This window comes from Labilibaculum manganireducens (assembly GCF_963665805.2).
GTDB classification, from domain to species: Bacteria; Bacteroidota; Bacteroidia; order Bacteroidales; family Marinifilaceae; genus Labilibaculum; species Labilibaculum manganireducens.
The window spans coordinates 647,048-669,066 of record NZ_CAXXEE010000003.1; the positions used below are offsets into that span (position 1 = coordinate 647,048).

The 22,019-nt window shown below is 36.5% G+C and carries 15 protein-coding genes and 1 pseudogene; 15 read left to right on the top strand and 1 reads right to left on the bottom strand.

The annotated features are described in order from the left end of the window. Nucleotides 1-388: 388 nt before the first annotated feature. The 9 genes from ACHZAX_RS02670 (at nt 389) to ACHZAX_RS02710 (ending at nt 12,858) form a co-directional block, all read left to right on the top strand. Nucleotides 389-1,315 carry a discoidin domain-containing protein gene (locus ACHZAX_RS02670; RefSeq protein WP_320017913.1) on the top strand — a complete coding sequence of 309 codons (927 nt, stop codon included), beginning with the start codon at nt 389-391 and terminating at the stop codon, nt 1,313-1,315. A 77-nt stretch (nt 1,316-1,392) separates the two neighbouring features. Further along, nucleotides 1,393-4,389 (top strand): SusC/RagA family TonB-linked outer membrane protein, encoded by a 2,997-nt coding sequence (locus tag ACHZAX_RS02675; RefSeq protein ID WP_320017914.1) that lies wholly within the window; start codon nt 1,393-1,395, stop codon nt 4,387-4,389. A 238-nt stretch (nt 4,390-4,627) separates the two neighbouring features. Continuing rightward, nucleotides 4,628-6,289: a RagB/SusD family nutrient uptake outer membrane protein gene (locus ACHZAX_RS02680; RefSeq protein WP_320017915.1), complete on the top strand. Its 1,662-nt coding sequence runs from the start codon at nt 4,628-4,630 to the stop codon at nt 6,287-6,289. Between the two features lie 48 nt (nt 6,290-6,337). Further along, complete coding sequence (locus ACHZAX_RS02685; RefSeq protein ID WP_320017916.1) at nt 6,338-6,460, top strand: hypothetical protein; 123 nt, start codon at nt 6,338-6,340, stop codon at nt 6,458-6,460. Beyond that, nucleotides 6,457-8,259: a DUF3472 domain-containing protein gene (locus ACHZAX_RS02690; protein WP_320017917.1), complete on the top strand. Its 1,803-nt coding sequence runs from the start codon at nt 6,457-6,459 to the stop codon at nt 8,257-8,259. Before ACHZAX_RS02685 ends, ACHZAX_RS02690 begins: the two co-directional genes overlap by 4 nt. 250 nt (nt 8,260-8,509) lie before the next feature. Continuing rightward, a complete protein-coding gene (locus ACHZAX_RS02695; RefSeq protein WP_320017918.1) occupies nt 8,510-8,743 on the top strand; it encodes a hypothetical protein in 234 nt (77 codons plus the stop codon). Between the two features lie 606 nt (nt 8,744-9,349). Further along, nucleotides 9,350-11,011, top strand: a complete 1,662-nt coding sequence (locus tag ACHZAX_RS02700) for a hypothetical protein (RefSeq protein ID WP_320017919.1) — start codon at nt 9,350-9,352, stop codon at nt 11,009-11,011. A 255-nt stretch (nt 11,012-11,266) separates the two neighbouring features. Continuing rightward, nucleotides 11,267-11,731 carry a hypothetical protein gene (locus ACHZAX_RS02705; RefSeq protein ID WP_320017920.1) on the top strand — a complete coding sequence of 155 codons (465 nt, stop codon included), beginning with the start codon at nt 11,267-11,269 and terminating at the stop codon, nt 11,729-11,731. 251 nt (nt 11,732-11,982) lie between these two features. Beyond that, a complete protein-coding gene (locus ACHZAX_RS02710) occupies nt 11,983-12,858 on the top strand; it encodes a hypothetical protein (RefSeq protein ID WP_320017921.1) in 876 nt (291 codons plus the stop codon). A gap of 376 nt (nt 12,859-13,234) precedes the next feature. On the opposite strand, the pseudogene ACHZAX_RS20825 reads toward ACHZAX_RS02710, so the two are convergent. Further along, nucleotides 13,235-13,501: pseudogene (locus ACHZAX_RS20825) on the bottom strand (IS91 family transposase); the annotation flags it as partial. On the opposite strand from ACHZAX_RS20825, the gene ACHZAX_RS02715 reads away from it, so the two are divergent. The 6 genes from ACHZAX_RS02715 (at nt 13,470) to galE (ending at nt 21,979) form a co-directional block, all read left to right on the top strand. Then, nucleotides 13,470-14,705 carry an ATP-binding protein gene (locus ACHZAX_RS02715; protein WP_320017922.1) on the top strand — a complete coding sequence of 412 codons (1,236 nt, stop codon included), beginning with the start codon at nt 13,470-13,472 and terminating at the stop codon, nt 14,703-14,705. The pseudogene ACHZAX_RS20825 and the gene ACHZAX_RS02715 overlap by 32 nt on opposite strands. Nucleotides 14,706-15,776: 1,071 nt before the next feature. Further along, a complete protein-coding gene (locus tag ACHZAX_RS02720) occupies nt 15,777-16,352 on the top strand; it encodes a Crp/Fnr family transcriptional regulator (RefSeq protein ID WP_320017923.1) in 576 nt (191 codons plus the stop codon). A gap of 74 nt (nt 16,353-16,426) precedes the next feature. After that, nucleotides 16,427-17,620, top strand: coding sequence for an MFS transporter (locus ACHZAX_RS02725; protein WP_101309827.1), 1,194 nt, complete (start codon nt 16,427-16,429; stop codon nt 17,618-17,620). A 15-nt stretch (nt 17,621-17,635) separates the two neighbouring features. Then, on the top strand, nt 17,636-18,634 hold the full coding sequence (locus ACHZAX_RS02730; RefSeq protein WP_320017924.1) for an aldo/keto reductase: 999 nt from the start codon (nt 17,636-17,638) through the stop codon (nt 18,632-18,634). 721 nt (nt 18,635-19,355) lie between these two features. Further along, complete coding sequence (locus tag ACHZAX_RS02735) at nt 19,356-20,840, top strand: Gfo/Idh/MocA family protein (protein WP_320017925.1); 1,485 nt, start codon at nt 19,356-19,358, stop codon at nt 20,838-20,840. A 122-nt stretch (nt 20,841-20,962) separates the two neighbouring features. Beyond that, on the top strand, nt 20,963-21,979 hold the full coding sequence (galE, locus tag ACHZAX_RS02740; RefSeq protein WP_320017926.1) for a UDP-glucose 4-epimerase GalE: 1,017 nt from the start codon (nt 20,963-20,965) through the stop codon (nt 21,977-21,979). Nucleotides 21,980-22,019: the final 40 nt, after the last annotated feature.

Genomic DNA, 22,019 nt, shown 5'->3' on the forward strand with positions numbered 1-22,019 from the left:
GGTACAAACAAAAATAGACATCTGTTAGAAGCCTTCCAAGCAGAATTCAAATAAAATTGATTGAGTGGATGTGTGTAAGTGTCTTAAAATTAACAGTATGGGAAAATGTCTACCACTTAGCCTAAAATATCCACCTCCCAATATTAAATAATCCCCAATATTATATTCTCGAATTTAATAGTTCTTACTCCGGGTAAGAGATAATACGTGTTAAACCATGCAACTCATTCCAAACAATTTCGCCATGAGACGATATTGGCACAATGCAGCAGATGAGTTCTAAAAAAAATATCACGTTAGAATTACTTGCAATGGCTTCAGTGTCATGAGTGAAACTATATTATTAACCCAATACTTAAATCTTGTATGTTACATTAACTCTAATCTTATGAAGAATCAAAAAATGAAAAAAAGTAATTATCAGAAATTCATAAAAATGGATCTTTCCCGGATCGCATTTTTGTTATTTGCGATGGTTTCAATTTCTTTTATTACCAGTTGTGATAAAGAAGAAACAGTCAGTTTACCGGTGACCGTTACAGGCGAAGTTACCGACATTACAGGTCAGGATGCTGTTGTTAGTGGCAGCCTAACATCAAACGGGGGATCAAAAATTCTTGCTATGGGAATTTGCTGGACGACTGAAGATCGTGACCCAACAGTAGAAGATAATTTTACAGCAGTAGGTGAATTTACTCCAAATGGTATTTTGCAGGAAGATTGGAATTATGCAGCAACGCTAAACGGTTTAGCTGTTAAAACGGCCTATAAAGCCAGAGCTTATGCCTCAAATGAAGCAGGTACTGCTTATGGAGAAACCATTTCATTTACTTCTAAAGCAGGAAAAACTTTCCATACGCTGACAAATGAAATGATTGATACCTATACGCAAGAAGTTGAGGAAGGACCTAAGGAATCTCTTATTGATGACGATTTTGAGACCTATTGGCATTCAGCCTGGTCTGATGAGCCCGGCGCAGAAGTTATGCCACTGCCTCATCATATTCAAATTACATTTGCCGAAGATAAAAACATTGGAGGATTCCAATTCTGGACCAGAAGTACATCCAACAGATCAAACGATCCTGTCAAATTCGATGTGCAAACAAGTACAAATGGAACTGATTATACAACAGTATGGACTTCAGAAACTATAGCAACTCAGCCACGTCCTGCTGACAACACGATCGCTTTTGATAAGAATTATTCTTCTAAATATTTTAGGATTAGAGTTCTTGACACACGTACGACTGGATTAACCCACACTACAATGAGTGAGATAAAAGTGTTTGAAGATGGTATGCTGCCTTATTAAAAGGGAGTTGATGCAGAATCATCAGGAACAACATGTATAATAGTTTATTTATCTAATTGTGATTTAAGATATTAATTATGAGATATTTGCAACAAATATATATTTTTCGGAATAATATAAAAAATAAAATAAGGACCAATACTCCCGGTATTCAAAAAGCGATAAGTTTGTTTGTTTTTATGCTGTTTTTCACAGCAATTGCAAGTGCACAATCTGCTGAAATAAAAGGGAAAGTATTGGATAACGATACTCAGGAATCATTACCAGGTGTTAGTATTATAATAAAGGGAACTACCCAAGGTGCTATAACTGATATGAATGGAGATTATACTTTAAAAGTAAGGCAAGCAGATGCGCTTTTGGTTTTTTCATTTATTGGTTATGAATCACAGGAAGTACCGGTTAACGGTCAGGCAACTATTAATGTTAACCTAAAAAGTTCAACCAGTGATCTTGATGAGGTTATGGTTATTGCATATGGAACGACAAAAAAATCAAATTTAACGGGTTCTGCTGTAGCATTGGACAGCGAAGACCTAAAAGATGTTTTTGTATCGAATGTAGCATCCATGCTTCAAGGAAAAGTTGCCGGAGTGTACTCATCCGCAGGAAGCGGGCAACCGGGTTCCACTTCCGAAATCACTATACGTGGAAAAGGTTCATTGTCAGGAACGACATCACCTCTTTGGGTGGTTGATGGTATTATAATGGGCAATTCTGACCCTGGCTATAGTCCTGCTGACATTGAAAGCATTACTGTATTGAAAGATGCTTCGGCCACATCATTGTATGGATCTTTGGCAGCTAACGGGGTTATTTTATTACAAACTAAAAGAGCAAAAAAAGGGGAGTCCAAAATAAACGTCAATGCGACCTACGGATACACTACATTTAACACCGGGAATTTCTCAGTGATGAATTCTCAGGAATTATATGATTATCATAAAACATGGAATCCTGATGTTACAGAAGACGTATTAAACACGGATACTGATTGGATGAAGATTGGCACACAAACCGGAAAAGCACAAGAGTATAACGTGAACTATTCTGGTGGAAACGAAAAGATGACTGCCTATTTATCCGGTACTTACTACAACGAATCGGGTGCTTTAAAAGGATACGAATACGAACGTTATTCAGCGATTGCAAACTTTGATATTAATGCAACTGAACGCCTTAAAATAAAAGCGAATTTTTCCGGCGATTATCGTACCACAAAAGACCAGCAGCATTCCACATATGCTATGTTTACTTACATGCCATGGGATGAACCTTATTTGCCTGATGGTTCTGTTTTAGATCCAAGAGTTGATAGTGGTAAAGAATATTTACTCGCAAACAATAAAGTTTGGTATGGTAGAGACGAAAACAATTACCTGTACGATCTGCAATACAATTATGGCACATCACGCAGCAACAATCTTCGTGCAAATATCGGCTTTGATTATAAAATTAACGAATGGTTGACTTTTTCTTCCATGAATAACATCGCTCTTAATTTTGGACATTCTGAATGGTATACTGATCCTCGTTCTGTAAGTGGACAGGCAGACAGAGGAACATTATATGATAGTTATAGTTTTAGCCAAACCCGTTTTACCAACCAGATGCTTCGAATGAACAAGACTATTGGTCTTCATGCACTGAATGCATTTGTTGCATGGGAATATACAGATTACCATTCTGACGATGCCGAAGCCACAGGCAAAGGTATTGCTGCCGGCCTAACTGTACTTAACACCACTGCAGAAGCTGTTAGTGTTGGCGGGTACAAAGGGGAAAGTGCGAAACAAAGTATGCTGGTGAATTTGCAATATGCCTATGACGATCGTTACCTGGCTACCGCTTCGTTTAGCAGACAAGGTTCAAGCAGCTTTGGTCCAAACAAGCAATATGGAAACTTTTGGTCAGCAAGTATAGGCTGGAATGCCCATAGCGAAGAATTCCTGAAAGAAGTAGAATGGTTAAACACTTTAAAATGGTCTGCCAGCATGGGACAGGTAGGTAATGCTCCCGGAGGATTTCAATATCTTGGATACTTTGCTTTTGTAGATCAATACAATGGAAATAGCGCAGCTACACCTTATCAAAAAGGAAATCCTGATATTAGTTGGGAAAAAGTAACCAGTTACAATACAGCCATCAATACAAGATTATTCAACCGGGTAAGTATAAACTTAGACTTGTATTATAAAAATAGTGATAACCTGTTAACATATGTTCCACTTCCTGCATTGACTGGTTATAGCGGCATATGGATGAATGTTGGACGGGTTACCAACAAAGGGTATGAGCTGACTGTTTCACCCGAAATAATCAAAACTTCCAGATTTAAGTGGGATATGACTTTAAACCTTGCATACAACAAAAACAGGGTGGAAGAAATATACGAAGATAAAGCCTATACAAGTGGTAATACCAGAATCGAAGAAGGTTATGATATGGATGCATACTATCAACGTATATGGTACGGTGCAAATCCTGCCAACGGTGAGCCACTTTGGGAAAAAGTTACGAAAAACGAAGATGGCACAGAAACAATCAGTTTAACTTCAGACTACGCTGATGCTACTTTGCAGTTTACCGGAACCAAAGGGACTCCGACATATACAGGAGGTATCCTTAATAAATTTACGTTTGATAATTTCACTTTAACTGCCAACATAAGTTTTGTTGATGATATTTATAAATACAACAGTAACAGAGAATTATTTGACAGCGACGGATCATATGCTTCGTTTAATAATATGAATTTGGCTGATGGCTGGAGTCGTTGGGAAAAACCAGGAGATGTTGCCACTCACCCAAAACCATTTAAAGGAGGGGTTAATGCAAATAAAAACTCATCACGGTATTTAGAAGATGCAAGTTACATCCGTTTACGTAATGTAACCCTGGCATACAACCTGCCTAACAACCTATTGAATGTACTTAAGATATCAGGAGCCTCAGTTTATGTAAGTGCGGATAATATGATTACACTAACCGATTGGTCAGGAATGGATCCGGAAACCGGAGAATTATACCCACTGTCCAAAAAAATTATGGCAGGTGTAAAAATAAATTTTTAATAAGTAAAAATTATTAATGTTGAAAAAGATGAAACGAGCCACGAAAAACTCTTCGTCACAGACGAGTATGATTATCAAACGGCGACTTCCATATAACCTTAATAAAAAAATATAAACACATGAAACGAGCCATGAGAGCTAGACTCACACAAAGGAGGATGACTAAATTGGCGAGTTCTCCCGAAACAAGTTCGGGACAGGCTATGTGGCAAAAACTTACAATTATAAACACATGAAAATGAAAAATATATATTCTTTTATTGCGATTCTTTTAGCGCTTTCTTTTAGTGCTTGTGATATCGCCAGAGAACCGTTTCAGGATTTATCGGATGATAAAGTATTTGCCGACGAATTAGGTATCGAAGCCGCAGCTTTAGGGACTTATGCCTTATTGAAAAAGAATGAGTTTATGCGCCCTTATCACTTTCATGGTGAATTTGGAGGCGACAACATTGCATTAAGCGGTTCCACCACCGACGCCTTATTTTATATGTACAATTATCAGCACACTCCAACGAACGGCCACCTAAACAGCTTGTGGTCGGGATGTTATAAAGGGATTGTGAATGCGAATAAGGTAATTGACAAAGCGCAGGCAGGTACGCCCCGTTTGAATCATGTTATTGGTGAAATGTATTACCTGCGTGCATTCTTTTATTTTAATTTGGTAAATATTTGGGGACGGCCTTATGCTCAAAACCCAAGTTCGAATCTGGGTGTTCCAATTATTTTAGATGCTGAACCAGATGCAGATAATTTACCTCCCCGCGCTACTGTTAAGGAGGTTTACGATCTGATTTTAAGTGATTTGTTAAAAGGTGCAGAATTGATGAGTGAATTTAAAAGAATTGATTCAGAATATAACATATATGCATCGGAACAGGCTGCCAACGCTTTATTGTCCAGGGTGTATTTATATATGGAAGATAATGCAAAAGCAGCGGAGTATGCGACCAAAGTTATCGACTCAAAAAATTTCACATTACTGGAAGGCTCTGATTATGAAACTTTCCCAACAATGGTACCGGAAGAAAATTCGGAAATTATATTTGCATGCAGAGCATTAAAAGACGAAGATGACTACGGTTGGTATGCTTTTGGTGGTATGTATGCAACAATTGACGGGGTAGGCTGGGGCGAAATGTATGCTTCCGAGCCATACAGGAATTTGCTGGATAAAAACCCTTCGGATAGAAGACATAAATTCATTGATCCTCAGTATGTAGATGGAGACGATTATGAGATCACCTATTCTTACGACAAATCATCTCCGGCGGGTTCAAAAATGTTCAAAATGTATGCTGTGACTAATAATGGCGGCAATTGGGAATATGATTACAATGGTACAAAAACTGTCTCAACCGAACTTGTAAATGGCAACACAGTGTATTTTATCACTGAAGGGGAGAATATCAGTGGAAAAACCTATGTGAAACTGACAAAGAAAATGCCTGTAAGACAGGGATACCCTAAATATTTCGTGATAAAATGTTCGAATCAGGAAGGACAACCACAATTGTTTTCGCCGGTTATTTCGCGTCTGGCAGAAATGTATTTGAATCGTGCCGAAGCACGCGCTAAAGAAGGTGACACATCAGGGGCATTAGATGATATTAACATTATCAGAGAACGTGCAAATATTGATACTTACTCTGCAGTTCCTGCGGGTAGAACTCTTCTTGAAATAGTGCTTGAGGAACGACGCATAGAACTTGCTTTCGAAGCTCACCGCCGTTACGATATCTTCAGGAATGGCTTAACTTTAGATCGTAGATACCCGGGTACACACGATAGAGGTGCTAATCCTTTATTAACAGTTCCGGCAACAAGCCCTCGTGTTGTTGACTATATTCCGGAAGCTCAGATTTTAGCACAGCCTAATTTGGAACAAAATCCTTAATTCAGAAAAAACATTTCATACAAAAAGACTTTTGCCAAGTCTTTTTGTATGAAACGTTCATGCCAAAGTAATTTTGACACACAGGGAGATGATTATCCAGGCATGGTAAGTTCTCCCGAAACAAGTTCGGGACAGGCTATATGGCAAAAACTTAAAATTATAAATACATGAAAATTACCAAATTAAGTTTACTAATTTTTATACCGGTTTTGTTATTTCTCTATTCTTGCGACAAGGAAAAAGCGACAAAAGAAGATTCAGATTTAAAAAAAGGTAAATCTATAACTTATGATTTGTCAATATCAGTTCCTTGTGAAGGAAATAGTTGGGTTGTTGGGGATCCTGCAGCTACCGAAAATATTGTTGTAACAGGAGGTATTAAAAATTGGACGAATTCAAGCGATAAAATCCGCACCTATTTTTATGCAAAAACAACTGGAACGATTCAAGTTGGTATTCGTGCCAAATTAGCCGTATCCAGCACACTAAAAATAACTCTTGGAGATGAAATGCAGGAGCTTACCTTTGAAAAAGGAAATGCCTATAAAGATTATAATGTGGGCACCTTTACTGTTCATCAAACAGGCTATCAATTTATTGAACTGGAAGGCGTAAGCAATGGTGGAAGTTCTTTTGGTGATATTTCAGATATCTTATTAGGGGATTCGTCGTGGAGTTCTGACATAACTTATGTGGATGCAGAATGGTTCTACTGGGGGAGAAGAGGTCCTTCCGTTCATTTAGGTTATCAGGCACCGGACAATAAAGAGATCACCTGGTTTTACAACGAAGTTACTGTTCCTGTTGGAAAAGATCCAATAGGATCTTATTTTATGGCGAATGGTTTTTCATCCGGCTATTTTGGAATGCAAGTCAATTCAGCAACCGAAAGACGGGTGTTATTTTCTGTATGGAGTGCATTCGACACGCAGGATCCAAATCAGATTCCGGCAGAGTATACAGTGCAGCCTCTGGGATATGGGGCAGGCGTAACCGTAGGAGAGTTTGGTGGTGAAGGCTCTGGAGCTCAGAGTTATTTAGTTTATGACTGGAAACCGGGAACCACCTACAAATTTCTATTGAAAGGTGAATCCAATGTTGATAATTCGATTGATTATACGGCTTATTTTTATGCACCTGAAGTTGGCGAATGGAAGTTGATAGCCAGTTTTAGAAGACCATTTTCTACTGGCAAACATCTAACCCGCCTGCATTCGTTTTTAGAGAATTTCAATACCACAATGGGTGATGAAACCAGACAAGTGGATTACACCAACCAATGGGTTTATGATACTCAGGGAAGCTGGAGTGAAATGACTAAGGCAACATTTACAACAGATGCTACCGGAAGTAACGGCGCACGATTGGATTATGATGGCGGAAAAGAAGGGGATCATTTTTACCTGAGAAATTGTGGCTTTTTTAGTGATAATGAAACACCCAACACATCGTTTACGAGAACAGCTAATGGAACAGCACCAGCTATTGACTTTTCTAAATTAGAAATCCCCTCCATTTCAACTCAAACCTTAATGGACAGAACAGGATGGACAATAGTAGATTTCAGCACACAGGAAGATCAAGGAGGCGAAGGAGATACAGGTCGTGCTGCCGATGTGCTTGATGGAGACGAAAATACTTACTGGCATTCGTGCTGGTCGGGTTGCACTGCAGCAGCTCCTCATCATATTACCGTTGATATGGGACAAGCCAATACTGTAAATGGTTTTAGTTTTACACAAAGACAGAATCTGTCCAGAACGGTTCAGGATTTGGAAATACAAATAAGTGATGACAATGCATCTTGGGAAAGCCTGGGAGATTTTGTCCTGGAAAAGGCGACGAACCAGCAAACTATCGAACTAAACACAGCAAAAACATTCCGGTATTTTAAGTTTATTGCTAAAGTATCTCATGATGGAACCGATAATGCTGCTATGGCAGAAATTGCGGCTTTTATCGCAGAATAAGTTGAAATTGTAGTAAGAGGCCGTCCAAAATTTAAATTTGAGTCGGCCTTTTTTACCAGTTTAATTTCAAAACAGACTTTACTTAAAATGAATTAATTTTTAGCTGTATCGAGGCAAAAAAGTAAAGCACAGCTATGTTACGATGCATCTCTGCTTTTGCCAGACAATATCCTGAACCTTTAAAGCAATTCTATTTGATACCACCAAAACTGACCGCTCCCAACAGCTGGCGCGCGAGCTTTTCGACCTGTTGAACAAGATTGACGGCGTAAAAAACAGCAAAAACCGACCGGAAAAGCTGATGCGCGACAGAGCCTGCACCTACCTGAAACAATTGGTCGACGAAATTCGTGCTTATGGCAAGTACGCCTTCTGGAACGACAAAGAGAAACAAAAGAGGTATTCGAGTGAGTATCAAAGAAAGGTTTACAAGAAATACACTGAGGCAAAAGCAAGTGAAAAAATGCCAAAACCACTACAATAGTTGACTTGTTTACCAATAGGAGCACTTTTTTACCAATAGGAGTTAATTTTTGCCAATAGATTAGAATTGCCAAGCAATAGAATGTAATTTATTCCAATAGGAATAGTAATTATCACAATAGACACATAAAATTAGCAATAGACATATAAAGAATGCCGATAGCAATACCAATTCAAGCAACTGGAATCATTTTTTTTAATTACTGCATACAACTGAAGAAAAGGAAATACCCCGAGCGAGAGCTTGGGGTGTTTTTTTTATTTTGCATGATAAGGCAAAAAGCTCAGCTTATTTCCTGCTTATTTAATTTGATTCTGCTTTGCTAAACAATATTCATTTTATAATTTAGTAAACCTTTAACAAGAGCATGTAAATGAGCTGAAATTTACACTCATGTTTCTACTCAAAATATTAGTTTAATTAAGAATCCGATTAATGACATTTTTAGTGATTCATCATAATATGTGTACATTACTGCCCTATATGGGTCGGTAAATACACTTTTTAAAAAAATATAAACGAAATAAAGCCCATTGCTTTATTTAGGAGTTTATGGGCAAGCTAAAAAGAGCATCGTGCTAACATCAAACGATAAAAGAATCTAAAATGAGTGATAGTTTAAGAGATATTGCAAATCAGATTAATCAAATGTCAAAAGATTACGAGTTTGGCACTCTTCAAGATATTCGCAAGGATTTAAAAGGATTAAAGAAAAAAGCCAACAGCAATATTTTTGTGGACGACTCAAAAACTATGACTGACACTTGGGCTTTCCACTATGGTGGAAGGACTGAACTTCAATTTAATATCGGATTTGAGGATGAAGGATTTCGATATGGATTAGCATTTTCACTAGAACCAAGCCAAACATTACCAGATATTAATCTTTTAAAACCAAAAATTAAAAAACTTAATGCTTTGTATGAGGAAAAACCTGAACTTTTTTCGGATTACAAAATGTGGTATTGGCAAAATGGAGAAAGGAGTGAGATATTTGATTTTAGAAAAATAAGTTCTGACCTCATCCAAATTGGGACTTTTATCTTTTTCGGCAAATTAGTTGAGGAGGGTAAACATGACTATGGGGTAATCCTCAATACTTTCGATAAAATGTTGCCCATTTATACATCTGTAGAAACGGAGATTCCAGAAACTAATGTTCAAAACACAAAGACCTGTGTGTTAAAACCTATAATGTGGAATACAAACAATTACAAAGGTCCATCTGGATTTATAAGTGCTGGTGGATTTTCAAAAGATTATGGTTATGGACATGAAGAGTGGAATAATGATAATAAATGGATTTGGCGAAATTACAAAGTCTTTCATACAGAGAGTAAACCTAAATTACTGGAATATTCAAGTGATGGTAACTTATGTATAGTAATGATTGCCTCATTTGATAAAAATCAATATGCTGTAGGTATTGCAACGAATGTATATCATAACGAGGATGAGGAAAGAAAATTAATAGCGACTGAACTAAATACTTTTGATAACTATAATCAAGTATGGCAACAAGATTCAGTTAGAATTGCTTTCGACAACGATAAAGAAAATTTCCTTAAGCATTGGCAAAAGAATTATACATGGGTTCAATGGAAATGTCCAATTGAAAATTATTATTGGTTTGAAAAACCTATTTTGCTTAATCCGCATGATTTTTCGGATAAAGAAAAACTGATTTCTATGCATGGTAGTTATCAACGAGTATTGCCACAACAAATTTTGCAGACATTATCAAAGTATTTATCAGATAAAGCAGAAATAATTGATTGGTTAACTTCTGGCGAATTTGATACTGATTGGTTAGCCGATACGGCAAAAGTTAGTTCAAATGCAAAATTAAGAAAGAAATACTCTGGAAGTGGAGCCAATGCTCCGACAACGAAATCATTTTCTTATTGGGTGAAAGGACAACGAAATATTGAACCTTTACACGCAAAATTGCAAGCACTTTTTGTAAAACACCTTTCTAAAAAGGGCATCAGCTACGAGGAAAACAAAGACTTCATTGATGTGCAATATAAGCATGGGACTAAATTGTATTATTGTGAAATTAAACCTACTCAGAATATGGACAGTAAATATGCTATTCGTATTGCGGTTGGACAATTATTAGAATATCAATATTTCAATCAAAAAAATGCAAATTTGGAAATTGTTATTAGTTCAAAGCCAAAAGATTCCGAAATTGACTTTGTGAAATCATTAAATATGAGGTTGACTTATTTGGATGAACTAACAAATGAATTTATAACAGAATAAAGCCAGCCCATGTATAAAAATAATAGCCGATATAGTAGTAAATTCAAGGGTTGTAGCCCGCTTCAACTTTCTTGTAACCTGACAGGAAGGTGCCACGCAATCGGCTACTATTCTTATACTAAACGTTGGCAACAAGGCTAAAAAACGACAATGACACAGCAGATAAAAATAATAACGATTTTGACTTTGGGATTTTTGATATTTGACTCTTGTTCTGTATATAGGTCTGAGACTTGTATCGGCAAGATTGGAAATTTGAATTATGAAAACACATATATCAAGAAAAACAGGTATGAAGGAGTGATTTTTTCAAAAGACTATATTGGATTAATGAATAGTTCGGATAATAAATTCACTCCAACACAGACTGATATTGATTCCGCCGAAATAGTGTTAAGGAAAGGAATTAAATTAATTAATGTAAATAGACCTAATCAGTTTGACAATTGTCCAGTGATTGATAGAAAACTTGGAAAATATATAAGACAGTATTTCGGATACATTGACACAAACGGAGATAAAATAATATTCATCAATTGCTTTTGGGATAAAAAAGGATTTTATGGATTCATTGACAGAATATTTTACAAAGAACCTGACGATACAAAATGGAAAACCGAAGAAAAATATGTTTTGGACGGTTGCAGTTATTATTGGTCGATTAAGCTGAACTTGACTAAAAAGACACTATATGATTTTGGTGTAAATGGAATTGGATAAAAGACAGATGAACAAAGCCCAGTTGCCAACACGCGGTATAAAAAATTGCCGGGACAGTAGGTTATTTAAGGGTTGTAGCCCGCTTCAACTCTTGTGTAACTTGACAGGAAATTGCACGCAATCGGCAACTTTTCATACCGCCAACCGTTACAAAACATTTAAAACAAACATCATCCTTGTCAATTTAAATAAGTTAGAATCGTTCGAATCTGCATCAGATAAAGGCCTAGAAATTAAGAAATTCAATACATATGAAAGAGGAAACAATAATATTAGAATTATATGAGGACGAGCATAACTTGCAACTAGTACGCAGAATTTATTATCCAGATTACCATAAAGACAAAGCCTCTACCCAAGGCGTTAACATTGAAAATAAAGAAAACTTTATATATATACACAATGGTCGACTTAGTTGGCCCTCTAATGACCATGATATAGAATCCTCAGGTGCTATTGTAGCAGCTGAACAGGAGAAAGTTTTTTTGCAATTATTTAAAACTTATCCTTCTAAAAAATATTATAGTGATAATAGTATTTTTGAAACTGTTGTTTTAACTAAACATATTATATTAGAAGAGGATATTACGGTTTGGGAAAGAAGATCTGGATCCAGAATTTTTAGACATGCCTGTATTCGAACAAAAGATTACAAACATCTTGATGAAAAATGGTATAAGCAACGTAAAATTTTTCAAACAGAACCAGATATATTAGAAGAAGTATTTTTAAATCTAAATAGTCGAGAAGACAATCTTGATCTAATCATGATAACTAGAATTGATTCTGAGGATTATACCATATCTATATTAAATAATTCTTACGAAGACTTAAGTTACAGATTCACTTTAAAATATCCATGTGGTAAAGTAATAGTGCCTACTGAAAATAAAGAACGGTTTAAAGTTATATTCGACAGGTATAAAGAAAAAGTTGAAATATCAGAAAAAAAAGATAGTACAACCTATAATCTATCCATAGATAAAAAAATGCTATTAGACTTAGATTTATCAGTTTGGGAAAGAAACGAAAACAAAATATTTATTTCTCATCTATGTGTTAATGAATCTTTTTACAGATATTCAGAATTTTATTGGCGCAGGCAGCCAATAGTATTTAATAGTTAGAAAAGTATTATTAGTTAATTGAAATGCAGTGAAAGCATTAACAGACAGAGTTTAAATTACAATCTCTAGTGATTATAAACATACCGTAAACCTATAGCTACATTATAAAAGAAAACATTTTGTAACAACTAAGCGTTCGTGTGGCAGGAACTGCCCAGCATGAACGGTGGGTTGACGTAACCGATGACAGAATTCTGACTCTTATGGGGAATGGTGTAAGTGAAAACCTTTTTAGAAAGGGAATTTAATATGGAAAGATTTTTAAATGCAGTAATTTCAAAGAATAATAGAAAGTTGTAGATCCGTCTACAGCTTTTTTTGTGTTTTAGATTTAGAATAGTTGACAATGGCACATAGCTATGGCAGTAGCCTTTTGTTAAGACTTTATTTTTACAATAGCCTGAATAATTGATGTATCAAGAGCTTTGATGTTTTTCGGAGGGCCTCGATTATCAAAATACCGGATAGTGATGAGTTCTCCTTTTTTACAAGTTGGACAAATTCGATGTTTACTTTTTTGTTCTAGGCAAATAGTAATCGAGCCCAATTTCTCGTTCAAAATGGGCAGTATTTCTTGTTTTAGCGAACTAGAAAGTATGCCGTAATGACGAATGCGTGTAAACCCCTTTGGCAAAAATGACAATAGTGTTATTGTAGGTGTTGCAAAAGCGAAAAGATTGATGGAAGATATTCCAAATAAAATTCAAACGCAGCTAGGAATTATTTGTGATGTTGATTTGAAAGATGAAGATGGAAAAGATTACATCGAAATTGATGTAAAACCATACGATGTTTTAATTTCATATCAGGGTAAATATCATTACAGAAGTGGAAGTACAAAACAAGAACTTAAAGGAAATGCACTTAATAAACTTCTTTTAAAGAAAGCTGGTAAAACTTGGGATGCTGTTGTTGAACCACGGGCTAAATTTGATGATATTGACACATTGGCAATTGAGGCTTTCAAAAAAGGGGCAACTACAAGCAAAAGGTTACCGTTTATTGCTGATGAAGAAGATATTGAGCAAATTCTAGATAATCTGCTATTATTGGAAGATGGAAATTTAAAACGTTCAGCAATTCTTTTGTTCGGAAAGAATCCGTGTCGTTTTTTCATAAATGCATTCGTGAAAATTGGACGATTTGGACAAACAGATGATGATTTACGTTTTCAGGAGGTAATTGAAGGAAACGCTTTTCAATTGGCAGACAAAACTTTAGAAATTCTTGATAGGAAGTTTTTTGTTTCCCCGATTTCATATAAAGGACTACAACGTGTAGAAAGTTGGGAATATCCTTATGAAGCAATTCGAGAGGTTATTTTGAATGCGATTGTGCACCGAGATTATATGGGTGCGCCAATTCAAATAAGCGTTTACAATGATAAATTGATTGTTTGGAATGAGGGTTCATTGCCAGAAGATTTGACATTTGAGGATTTAAAAAAGAAGCATTCATCTCGACCTCATAATCCGTTCTTAGCGAGTGCATTCTTTAAAGGTGGGTTAATTGAAGCTTGGGGACGAGGAACAATCAAAATTATCAATGAATGTAAAAAGGCAGGTTTACCTGAACCAATTATAGAATATTCCTCTGGTGGAATTAGTGTGACAATTTTAAAGAATATTTTTTCAAAGAAATATCTTTTAGAAAAAGGATTGAATGAAAGACAAGTGGAAGCAGTTATCTATACCAAAGAAAATGGAAAGATTACAAATAGCATCTATAGAGGAATATTTGGGTTAACAGAAAAAACAGCTTTTAGAGATTTCGAAAAACTAATTGAACTAGAAATCTTAATAAAGGTTGGAGAAAGAAAAGGTACATATTATAAACTAAAGGTCTGATAAATGTCCGATAAAATGGCTGAATGTCCGATAAATGTCCGAAACACAAAAGTCAGGCGAAGTTGGAGCAGGAACATCATATAAATTGATTGGCTCATAATTGGCTCAATTGGCTCAAAAATGATTCTCAAAACCAGCCCAATTTACAAGCACATTGCCAAAGCTCCTCGAGCCAATGCTCAACCAACGCTTTGTCAAAGAGCTTGAAAGCCGTCCCGATTTGTCCACAGGGCATTAGGGTTTGCCTACGCTCAAAAAACAAAATAAATTCGTGCTCCGTAAGCAACTTCGGTGCGGATTGATAGAAAAAACAAAGAGTTCTAAATAATAAATTAATAAGCAATGAAGGAACACCAGCATACAATCGAATAGCCCGCCCCGCTAGTAATCACTAGCAGGGAGAGGCTTTTACTCCACTGTACGTAGTGTGCCAAGAGGCTGCACATCGGCATAAAACCGTGCAGCATGCTTTATTTGAGATGGTGGAAAGCAGTTGTAAGCTTGACCCACCGATGTCGTTTTACAGGAGAGGGCATCAATTGAAGCGAAGCGTAAATCATGAGTGCTTTTGAAATAAACAATTTACGAACTAAACCACCTAAAGGTGCTTTGGTAAAGAGCCATGGTATTGAGCGTTTAGGAATTGCGAAGCAATCACGAACACCCGTGATAATTTTCGTGAGTAAAATCTATACCAAGCAGGTATTAATAGAAGAGATGAATGAAAGTGAACCACTGAAGAGGTGTCGGGAAGTGGTAATATTCTGTCAAAAGTCGCAAAGTATGTTATGCGACGAAAGTACAAACGTTACAAGAATAGTATTTGTCGCGCTTATGCGTGGCTTAAGAGAATAAAGAAACAGTTTCCCTATTTGTTTTATTCACTGGAAATTGAATTTTTCTATTTAACTTGTAACTCGATTTATATACGACAAGAGCCGTATGATGGGAGACTATCACGTACGGTTCTGTGAGAGGCTTAGGGTGAATTGAAAATCGACGAAGTCAAACTCCCTTTGCCTACTCGACGCAAGACCGTTATGTGTAACTCAAAAAAAACACCTGAAATAAATGAACAAGCATCCTTTAAGGCAACAAATAGAAGAAATTATAAAGCTAACCGATAATGAATTTGACTTTGTGCTACAGCATTTTCGAAAAAAGTCATTTAAAAAGCACCAAATTATTCTTCACGAAGGAGACTATGCACAGTTTGACTTCTTTGTAGTTAAAGGATTAATGCGTGTTACAAAATTGGATTTTGACGGCAAAGAGCATATTCTACAGTTTGGAATGGAAAATTGGTGGATAACAGATGCAGAAGCTTTCCACAACAAAACGAAATCAACACTCATCGTAGATTGCCTTGAAAACACAGAAACACTTTCTTTGTCTTTAGAGAGCAAAGAGAAGTTGAGTAGGGAATTGCCGAAAATGCAAACTTTTTTTCTTAAAAAAACAACGAACGGATACATTGCTTTACAAAAGCGCATTCTGTGTTTTTTGAGCAGCAATGCAAATGACCGTTATCACAATCTTCTTACTTTATATCCAGGTCTAATCCAGAGAGTTCCTAAAGCAATGATAGCTTCTTATCTTGGTGTTACAAGAGAAACTTTAAGTCGGTTGTCAAAAATTAAAGCTTAAAATGTGACAAACCTCACACCATTTTTTTGACAAATGTCCTGTTCAGCAAAGTATGCTTTTCAGAGCTTTGTTATATGAAACATACATTAGTTACAAAAAAGAGTCGGTTACCTATTGCAATTTGGGCTTTGACTGTAAGTGTTTTTGCTATTGGGACAACAGAAGTTGTTATGATTGGCTTGTTGCCCACCATCGCAAAAGAATTTTTAACCAGTATATCTTCAGTAGGTTGGTTGGTAACTTCCTACGCCATAGGTGTAGCAATTGGTGGGCCAATTGTTACCGCTTTTACCAATAAAGTAAATCGCAAAAAATTACTGCTTACAATAGTATTATTTTTTGTTCTCAGTAATGGTTTAGCTTCTATTTCGTTCAATTTTACTCTTTTGATTATTGCAAGAGTATTATCAGGGGGTGCTCACGGAGTGTTTGTTGGCATCGGTGCAAATATTGCCAGTAGTATGGTTTCAGAAGAAAAAAGAGCTACAGCAATATCCATTATGTTTACAGGGTTAACAGTTGCTATGGTAACTGGTGTACCGCTTGGCACTTATATAGGGCAACAATTTGGGTGGCGTTATACCTTTGGTGGTATTGCCGTGGTAGGTTTTATTTGCTTATTGGCTAATCAACTTTGGTTACCAAACACTATAAAGAAAGGTGAAGCTATTCGTCTTAAGGACCAGTTCAAGGTTTTGACGAACAAATCAATGCTTTTAGGTTTTTCTTTGACCACATTTTCGTTTGCTGCACTTTTTGACACATTTACCTACCTATCGCCATTATTGGAAAAAATATCTGGGTTTACAGAAAATCAAATCACTTTAATATTACTACTTTATGGAATTGCTGTTGCATTTGGAAACCTCCTAGGTGGCAAGTTCTCCAATAAAAAACCTGCCAAAACGCTCATTATTTTATTTGCAATAATGTTTGTAACATTTGGGTTAATGTTCGCCTTGTTACCGTATAAAATACCCACACTTATTTTGATTGCAATAATGGGTTTTATCGGTTTTTCAACCGTTCCCGGAATGCAATTGTATGTAATACAGCTTTCAGAAAAATACTTGGCAGGAACAGGGGATGTTTCTTCGGTCTTGAATATTTCAGCATTCAATGTAGGAATTGCATTAGGTTCGTCTATTGGCGGTATGCTTATTTCAAAATCGTTGGGTCTATTGTCAATTACCTTAATGAGTGCTATATTTTCAGTACTCGCTATTATAATGGCAATTAATAGTATAAAAAGAGAAAAATTATTTTAACATAAAACATATAATATGGAATACAGAAATTTAGGAAATTCAGGATTGAAAGTACCAGTATTAAGCCTTGGAACAGGTACCTTTGGAGGAACTAACGAATTTTTTCAGCGTTGGGGACAAACAGACGCAAAAGAAGCTACTAGACTTATTGACATTTGTATTGAAAGGGGAATCAACTTTTTTGACACAGCCAATGTCTATTCAATTGGTGATTCAGAAATTGTTTTAGGCAAAGCATTGAAAGGTAAAAGAGATAAAACAATCATTTCTACCAAAGCTACTTTTCAAATGGGAGAACATCCCAACGAAAAAGGCTCGTCTCGATACCACTTGATGAATGCACTTGAAGAAAGCTTAAAACGACTGAATACAGATTATGTCGACTTATTTTTAATGCATGGTTTCGACAAAAACACACCTATTGAAGAAACATTAAGAACTCTAGATGATATGGTAAAAAGTGGAAAAGTTAGATATATTGGCTGTTCAAATTTTTCTGCTTGGCAATTGATGAAATCGCTTTCCATTTCAGAGAAGCTAAACTTAGAAAAATATGTTGTTTATCAAGGCTATTATTCGCTAATTGGTCGAGACTACGAGCAGGAATTAATGCCACTTTTAGAAGACCAAAATATGGGATTGATGGTTTGGAGTCCACTCGGTTGGGGGAGATTAACAGGGAAAATAAAAAGGGGAATGGAAATAAAAGGCGGTAGAATAAAGTCTGGAGGAGATATTGGAGCACCACCAGTTGATGATGATTTTTTACTTAATGCTGTGGACGTTTTGGAAAAAATCAGCAACGAAATCGGAAAATCAATACCACAAATTGCTATCAATTGGTTGCTTCAAAACAAAAGTGTTTCTAATATAATAGTCGGAGCAAGAAACGAAAATCAATTGTTATGGAACATTGAATCTGTCGATTGGAATTTATCCGATGAACATATAAAACTACTCAACAAAATTTCGGAACAAACACCGATTTATCCTCATTGGGTAGGAGAAAGATAAAAGGCTACACATAATATTGCATAAAAATAATAGCGGCTTTGGTGATTAATCAAAGCCGTTTTTTTTATTTACAATCGATTTTAAATGAAAGGTTAGCGTTTCATAATCTGCTATTATCCTTATACTCACCGTTACAGGGCATTCCCCACATAAGAGCAAGCAATTAATTACTGTTGCTAACGAATATCATCTTCGATTAAATTTTCCTGCTATATTTCGAGAGACTCTTTGTAAGACCGATTCTTTAACTGGTGCATTCAAATCCCGTGGTGCATTCTGGTTGAAATGAAACCCATTTTTTAATTTTTTAAAACTTGTATCCTTTTGTTTTTGGAGTATATTATTGTGCTCCGAAATTGAAAAACAATACAATTCAGGAGGTTGCGGTTTTACCGTAATGTGTTTTTAGGAAAATGTCTGCCAATTAGCTTAAAATATCCACTTATAAATAAAGGATGTTTATCATTTTTGACTTTGGAAATATTGGTATTCATATCAAGGTCTTGTGCAATAAAAAATGAATTATAAATAGGTTTCAATTTTGTTTTTTATTGAATCGGATGTGCTGATCAGTTTGAGAAAAATGATTTTTCAATGCAAGAGCTGAAGATTGCTTTTGAGGAAGAATTCTATATAATACCAAATTAATTTCATCGTAGGTAAATAGTAAAAATTGAGGAAGAAGGGCTGTAGCAGAAAATCAATCGAATAAAAATATATTATGGCAACAAACAGAAGAGCATTCCTAGGGAATTTGGCTTTAGGAGCTGGTGTTTTAGCAGCTGCGCCTCTTGCAGCATGCAGTGGCACAAAAGATGAAAGTAAATTTCCACACATCAAAGAATTGGTGGGAAAGAATCCAAAGATGAATTTTAATATGTGTGGTTACGCTGCACCAAAATTGGATACTGTGCGGGTAGGATTCGTAGGTATTGGTGATCGTGGTTCGGGAGCAGTAAAGCGCATGACTTTTATTGAAGGTGTAGAAATTGCCGCTTTATGCGATATCAGACAGGCGGCTGTTGACGGTGGACAAAAAATACTTGCCGATGCAGGTCTTCCTAAAGCAAAAGAGTTTGTGGGCGGAGATCTTGGGTTTAAGGAATTGTGCGAAAGTGGGTTGGTCGATTTGGTTTATATTGCCACTCCGTGGGAATGGCACGTACCTGTTGCAATTGCAGCCATGGAGGGCGACAAACATGCGGCAGTCGAAGTTTCAACGGCAAAAACTCTGGATGAGTGCTGGCAAATGGTTGAAACATCGGAGCGAACCCGCAAGCACTGTGTTATTCTGGAAAACTGCTGTTACGATTTCTTCGAAATGCTGACTCTGAATATGGCACGTCAGGGAGTGTTTGGTGATTTGGTTCATGGAGAAGGAGCTTACATACACGATTTGGATTATTGGCATTTTAACAAGCCTAAAGACAATCAAATGACTGACGGTGCTTACACCAAAATGTGGCGGATGCACGAGAACAAGCGAAAAGCGAATGTGTATCCCACCCATGGTTTGGGGCCGATTTGTCAGTCAATGAATATCAACCGTGGTGATAAGATGGAATATCTGACTGCTATGATGTCGGATGATTTTACCTTGAAACGCCGAATTGAAGAAAAAGCCAAAGAAGATCCGTTTTTCGAGCAGTTTGTTGGATGGGATATGCGTGGAAATATGGATTTGCAATTGATTCGTACCAACAAAGGGCGCACCATTATGATTCAGCATGACATTAGTTCGCCTCGTCCTTATTCACGTATTCACCTGTTGAGTGGAACGAAGTGTTTTGCACAGAAGTGGCCTTTGCAGCACATTGCCTTTGGACATAATGTTGCTGATGAAGCGAAGATGAAAGAGCTGGAAGAAAAATACACCCCTGAGTTGATTCGAAAAGTAGGAGAGATGGCCAAGCAGGTTGGCGGTCACGGAGGTATGGATTTTGTAATGGATTGGCGTTTGATTGATTGTTTGCGAAACGGACTTCCTGTGGATATGGATGTTTATGATGCTGCGGCCTGGAGTTGTATTACGCCATTAAGTGAATGGTCTATTGCAAACAAATCCAATTCAATTGAAGTTCCTGATTTTACTCGTGGTGCATGGGAAACCAATGCTCCTATCGACCTCACCTTAACAGGTGCAGGAACAACCGAGGTTCGGAATTTAATTAAAGCGAATTCTAAAGGACAGTTGAACGTTCATTAAGAAAGTTACACAGTTAATTTAAGCAATAGTGAAGTTGTGTTTTTATTGATTATTAGACTTCACTATTGTTGTTTTTGCAAAGCAACTAATGTAAATTTGTTTTTGATACTAAATTATATTAAATGAACAAACAAATTCTGGTAACCGGAGGAACTGGCTTTATAGGTTCACATACTGTTGTTGAGTTGCAAAACAGTGGTTACGATGTGGTGATTGTAGATAATCTTTCGAATTCGAAAGTAGAAGTATTGGATAAAATTAAAGAGATATCCGGCATTCGTCCAAAATTCGAGCAGTTTGATTTAACCGACAGACAAAAAGTAAAGGATTTCTTTCAGAAATATTCGGATATAGTAGCCATTATTCATTTTGCGGCATCGAAGGCTGTTGGTGAATCGGTTGAAAAACCATTGATGTACTACAACAATAATCTGAACTCTTTGATGAATATCATGGAGTCGATGATGGAATTTAATGTATCCAATCTTGTATTCTCATCTTCGTGTACAGTATACGGACAACCTGATCGTTTGCCGGTAACTGAGCAAACTCCAAGAAAAGAAGCAGAATCTCCATACGGAAATACCAAAACTATTTGTGAGGATATCATTCGTGATACAATTAAAGCATGTCCATCGCTTAAAGGGATTGCACTTCGATATTTTAACCCGATTGGTGCACATGCTACGGCAAAAATTGGGGAGTTGCCTTTAGGTGTGCCAAATAATTTGATTCCTTTCCTTACACAAACTGTGGCTGGTATCCGCCCGGAGTTGAGTGTGTTTGGTGATGATTATAACACTGCCGACGGTTCAGCAATTCGGGATTATATTCATGTGGTGGATTTGGCCAAGGCTCATGTTGTTGCCATTGAAAGATTATTGAATAACAGAAATAAGGAAAACTACGAGTATTTTAATGTTGGTACAGGAAACGGCGTTTCTGTTCTTGAGATTATTAAATCATTTGAAAGAGCAACGGGAGAGAGAGTTCCTCATAAAATTGTGGCTCGTCGGGCAGGTGATATCGAAAAAATATATGCCGATACGTCTTTTGCAAATGAGGAATTGGGATGGAAAGCAGAGAGCACTCTTGACGAAACGCTTCTTTCTGCCTGGAAATGGCAATTGAATATTTGAAGTTTAAACCAAGTGGCAAAGAATTATTTTAAGAGGATGT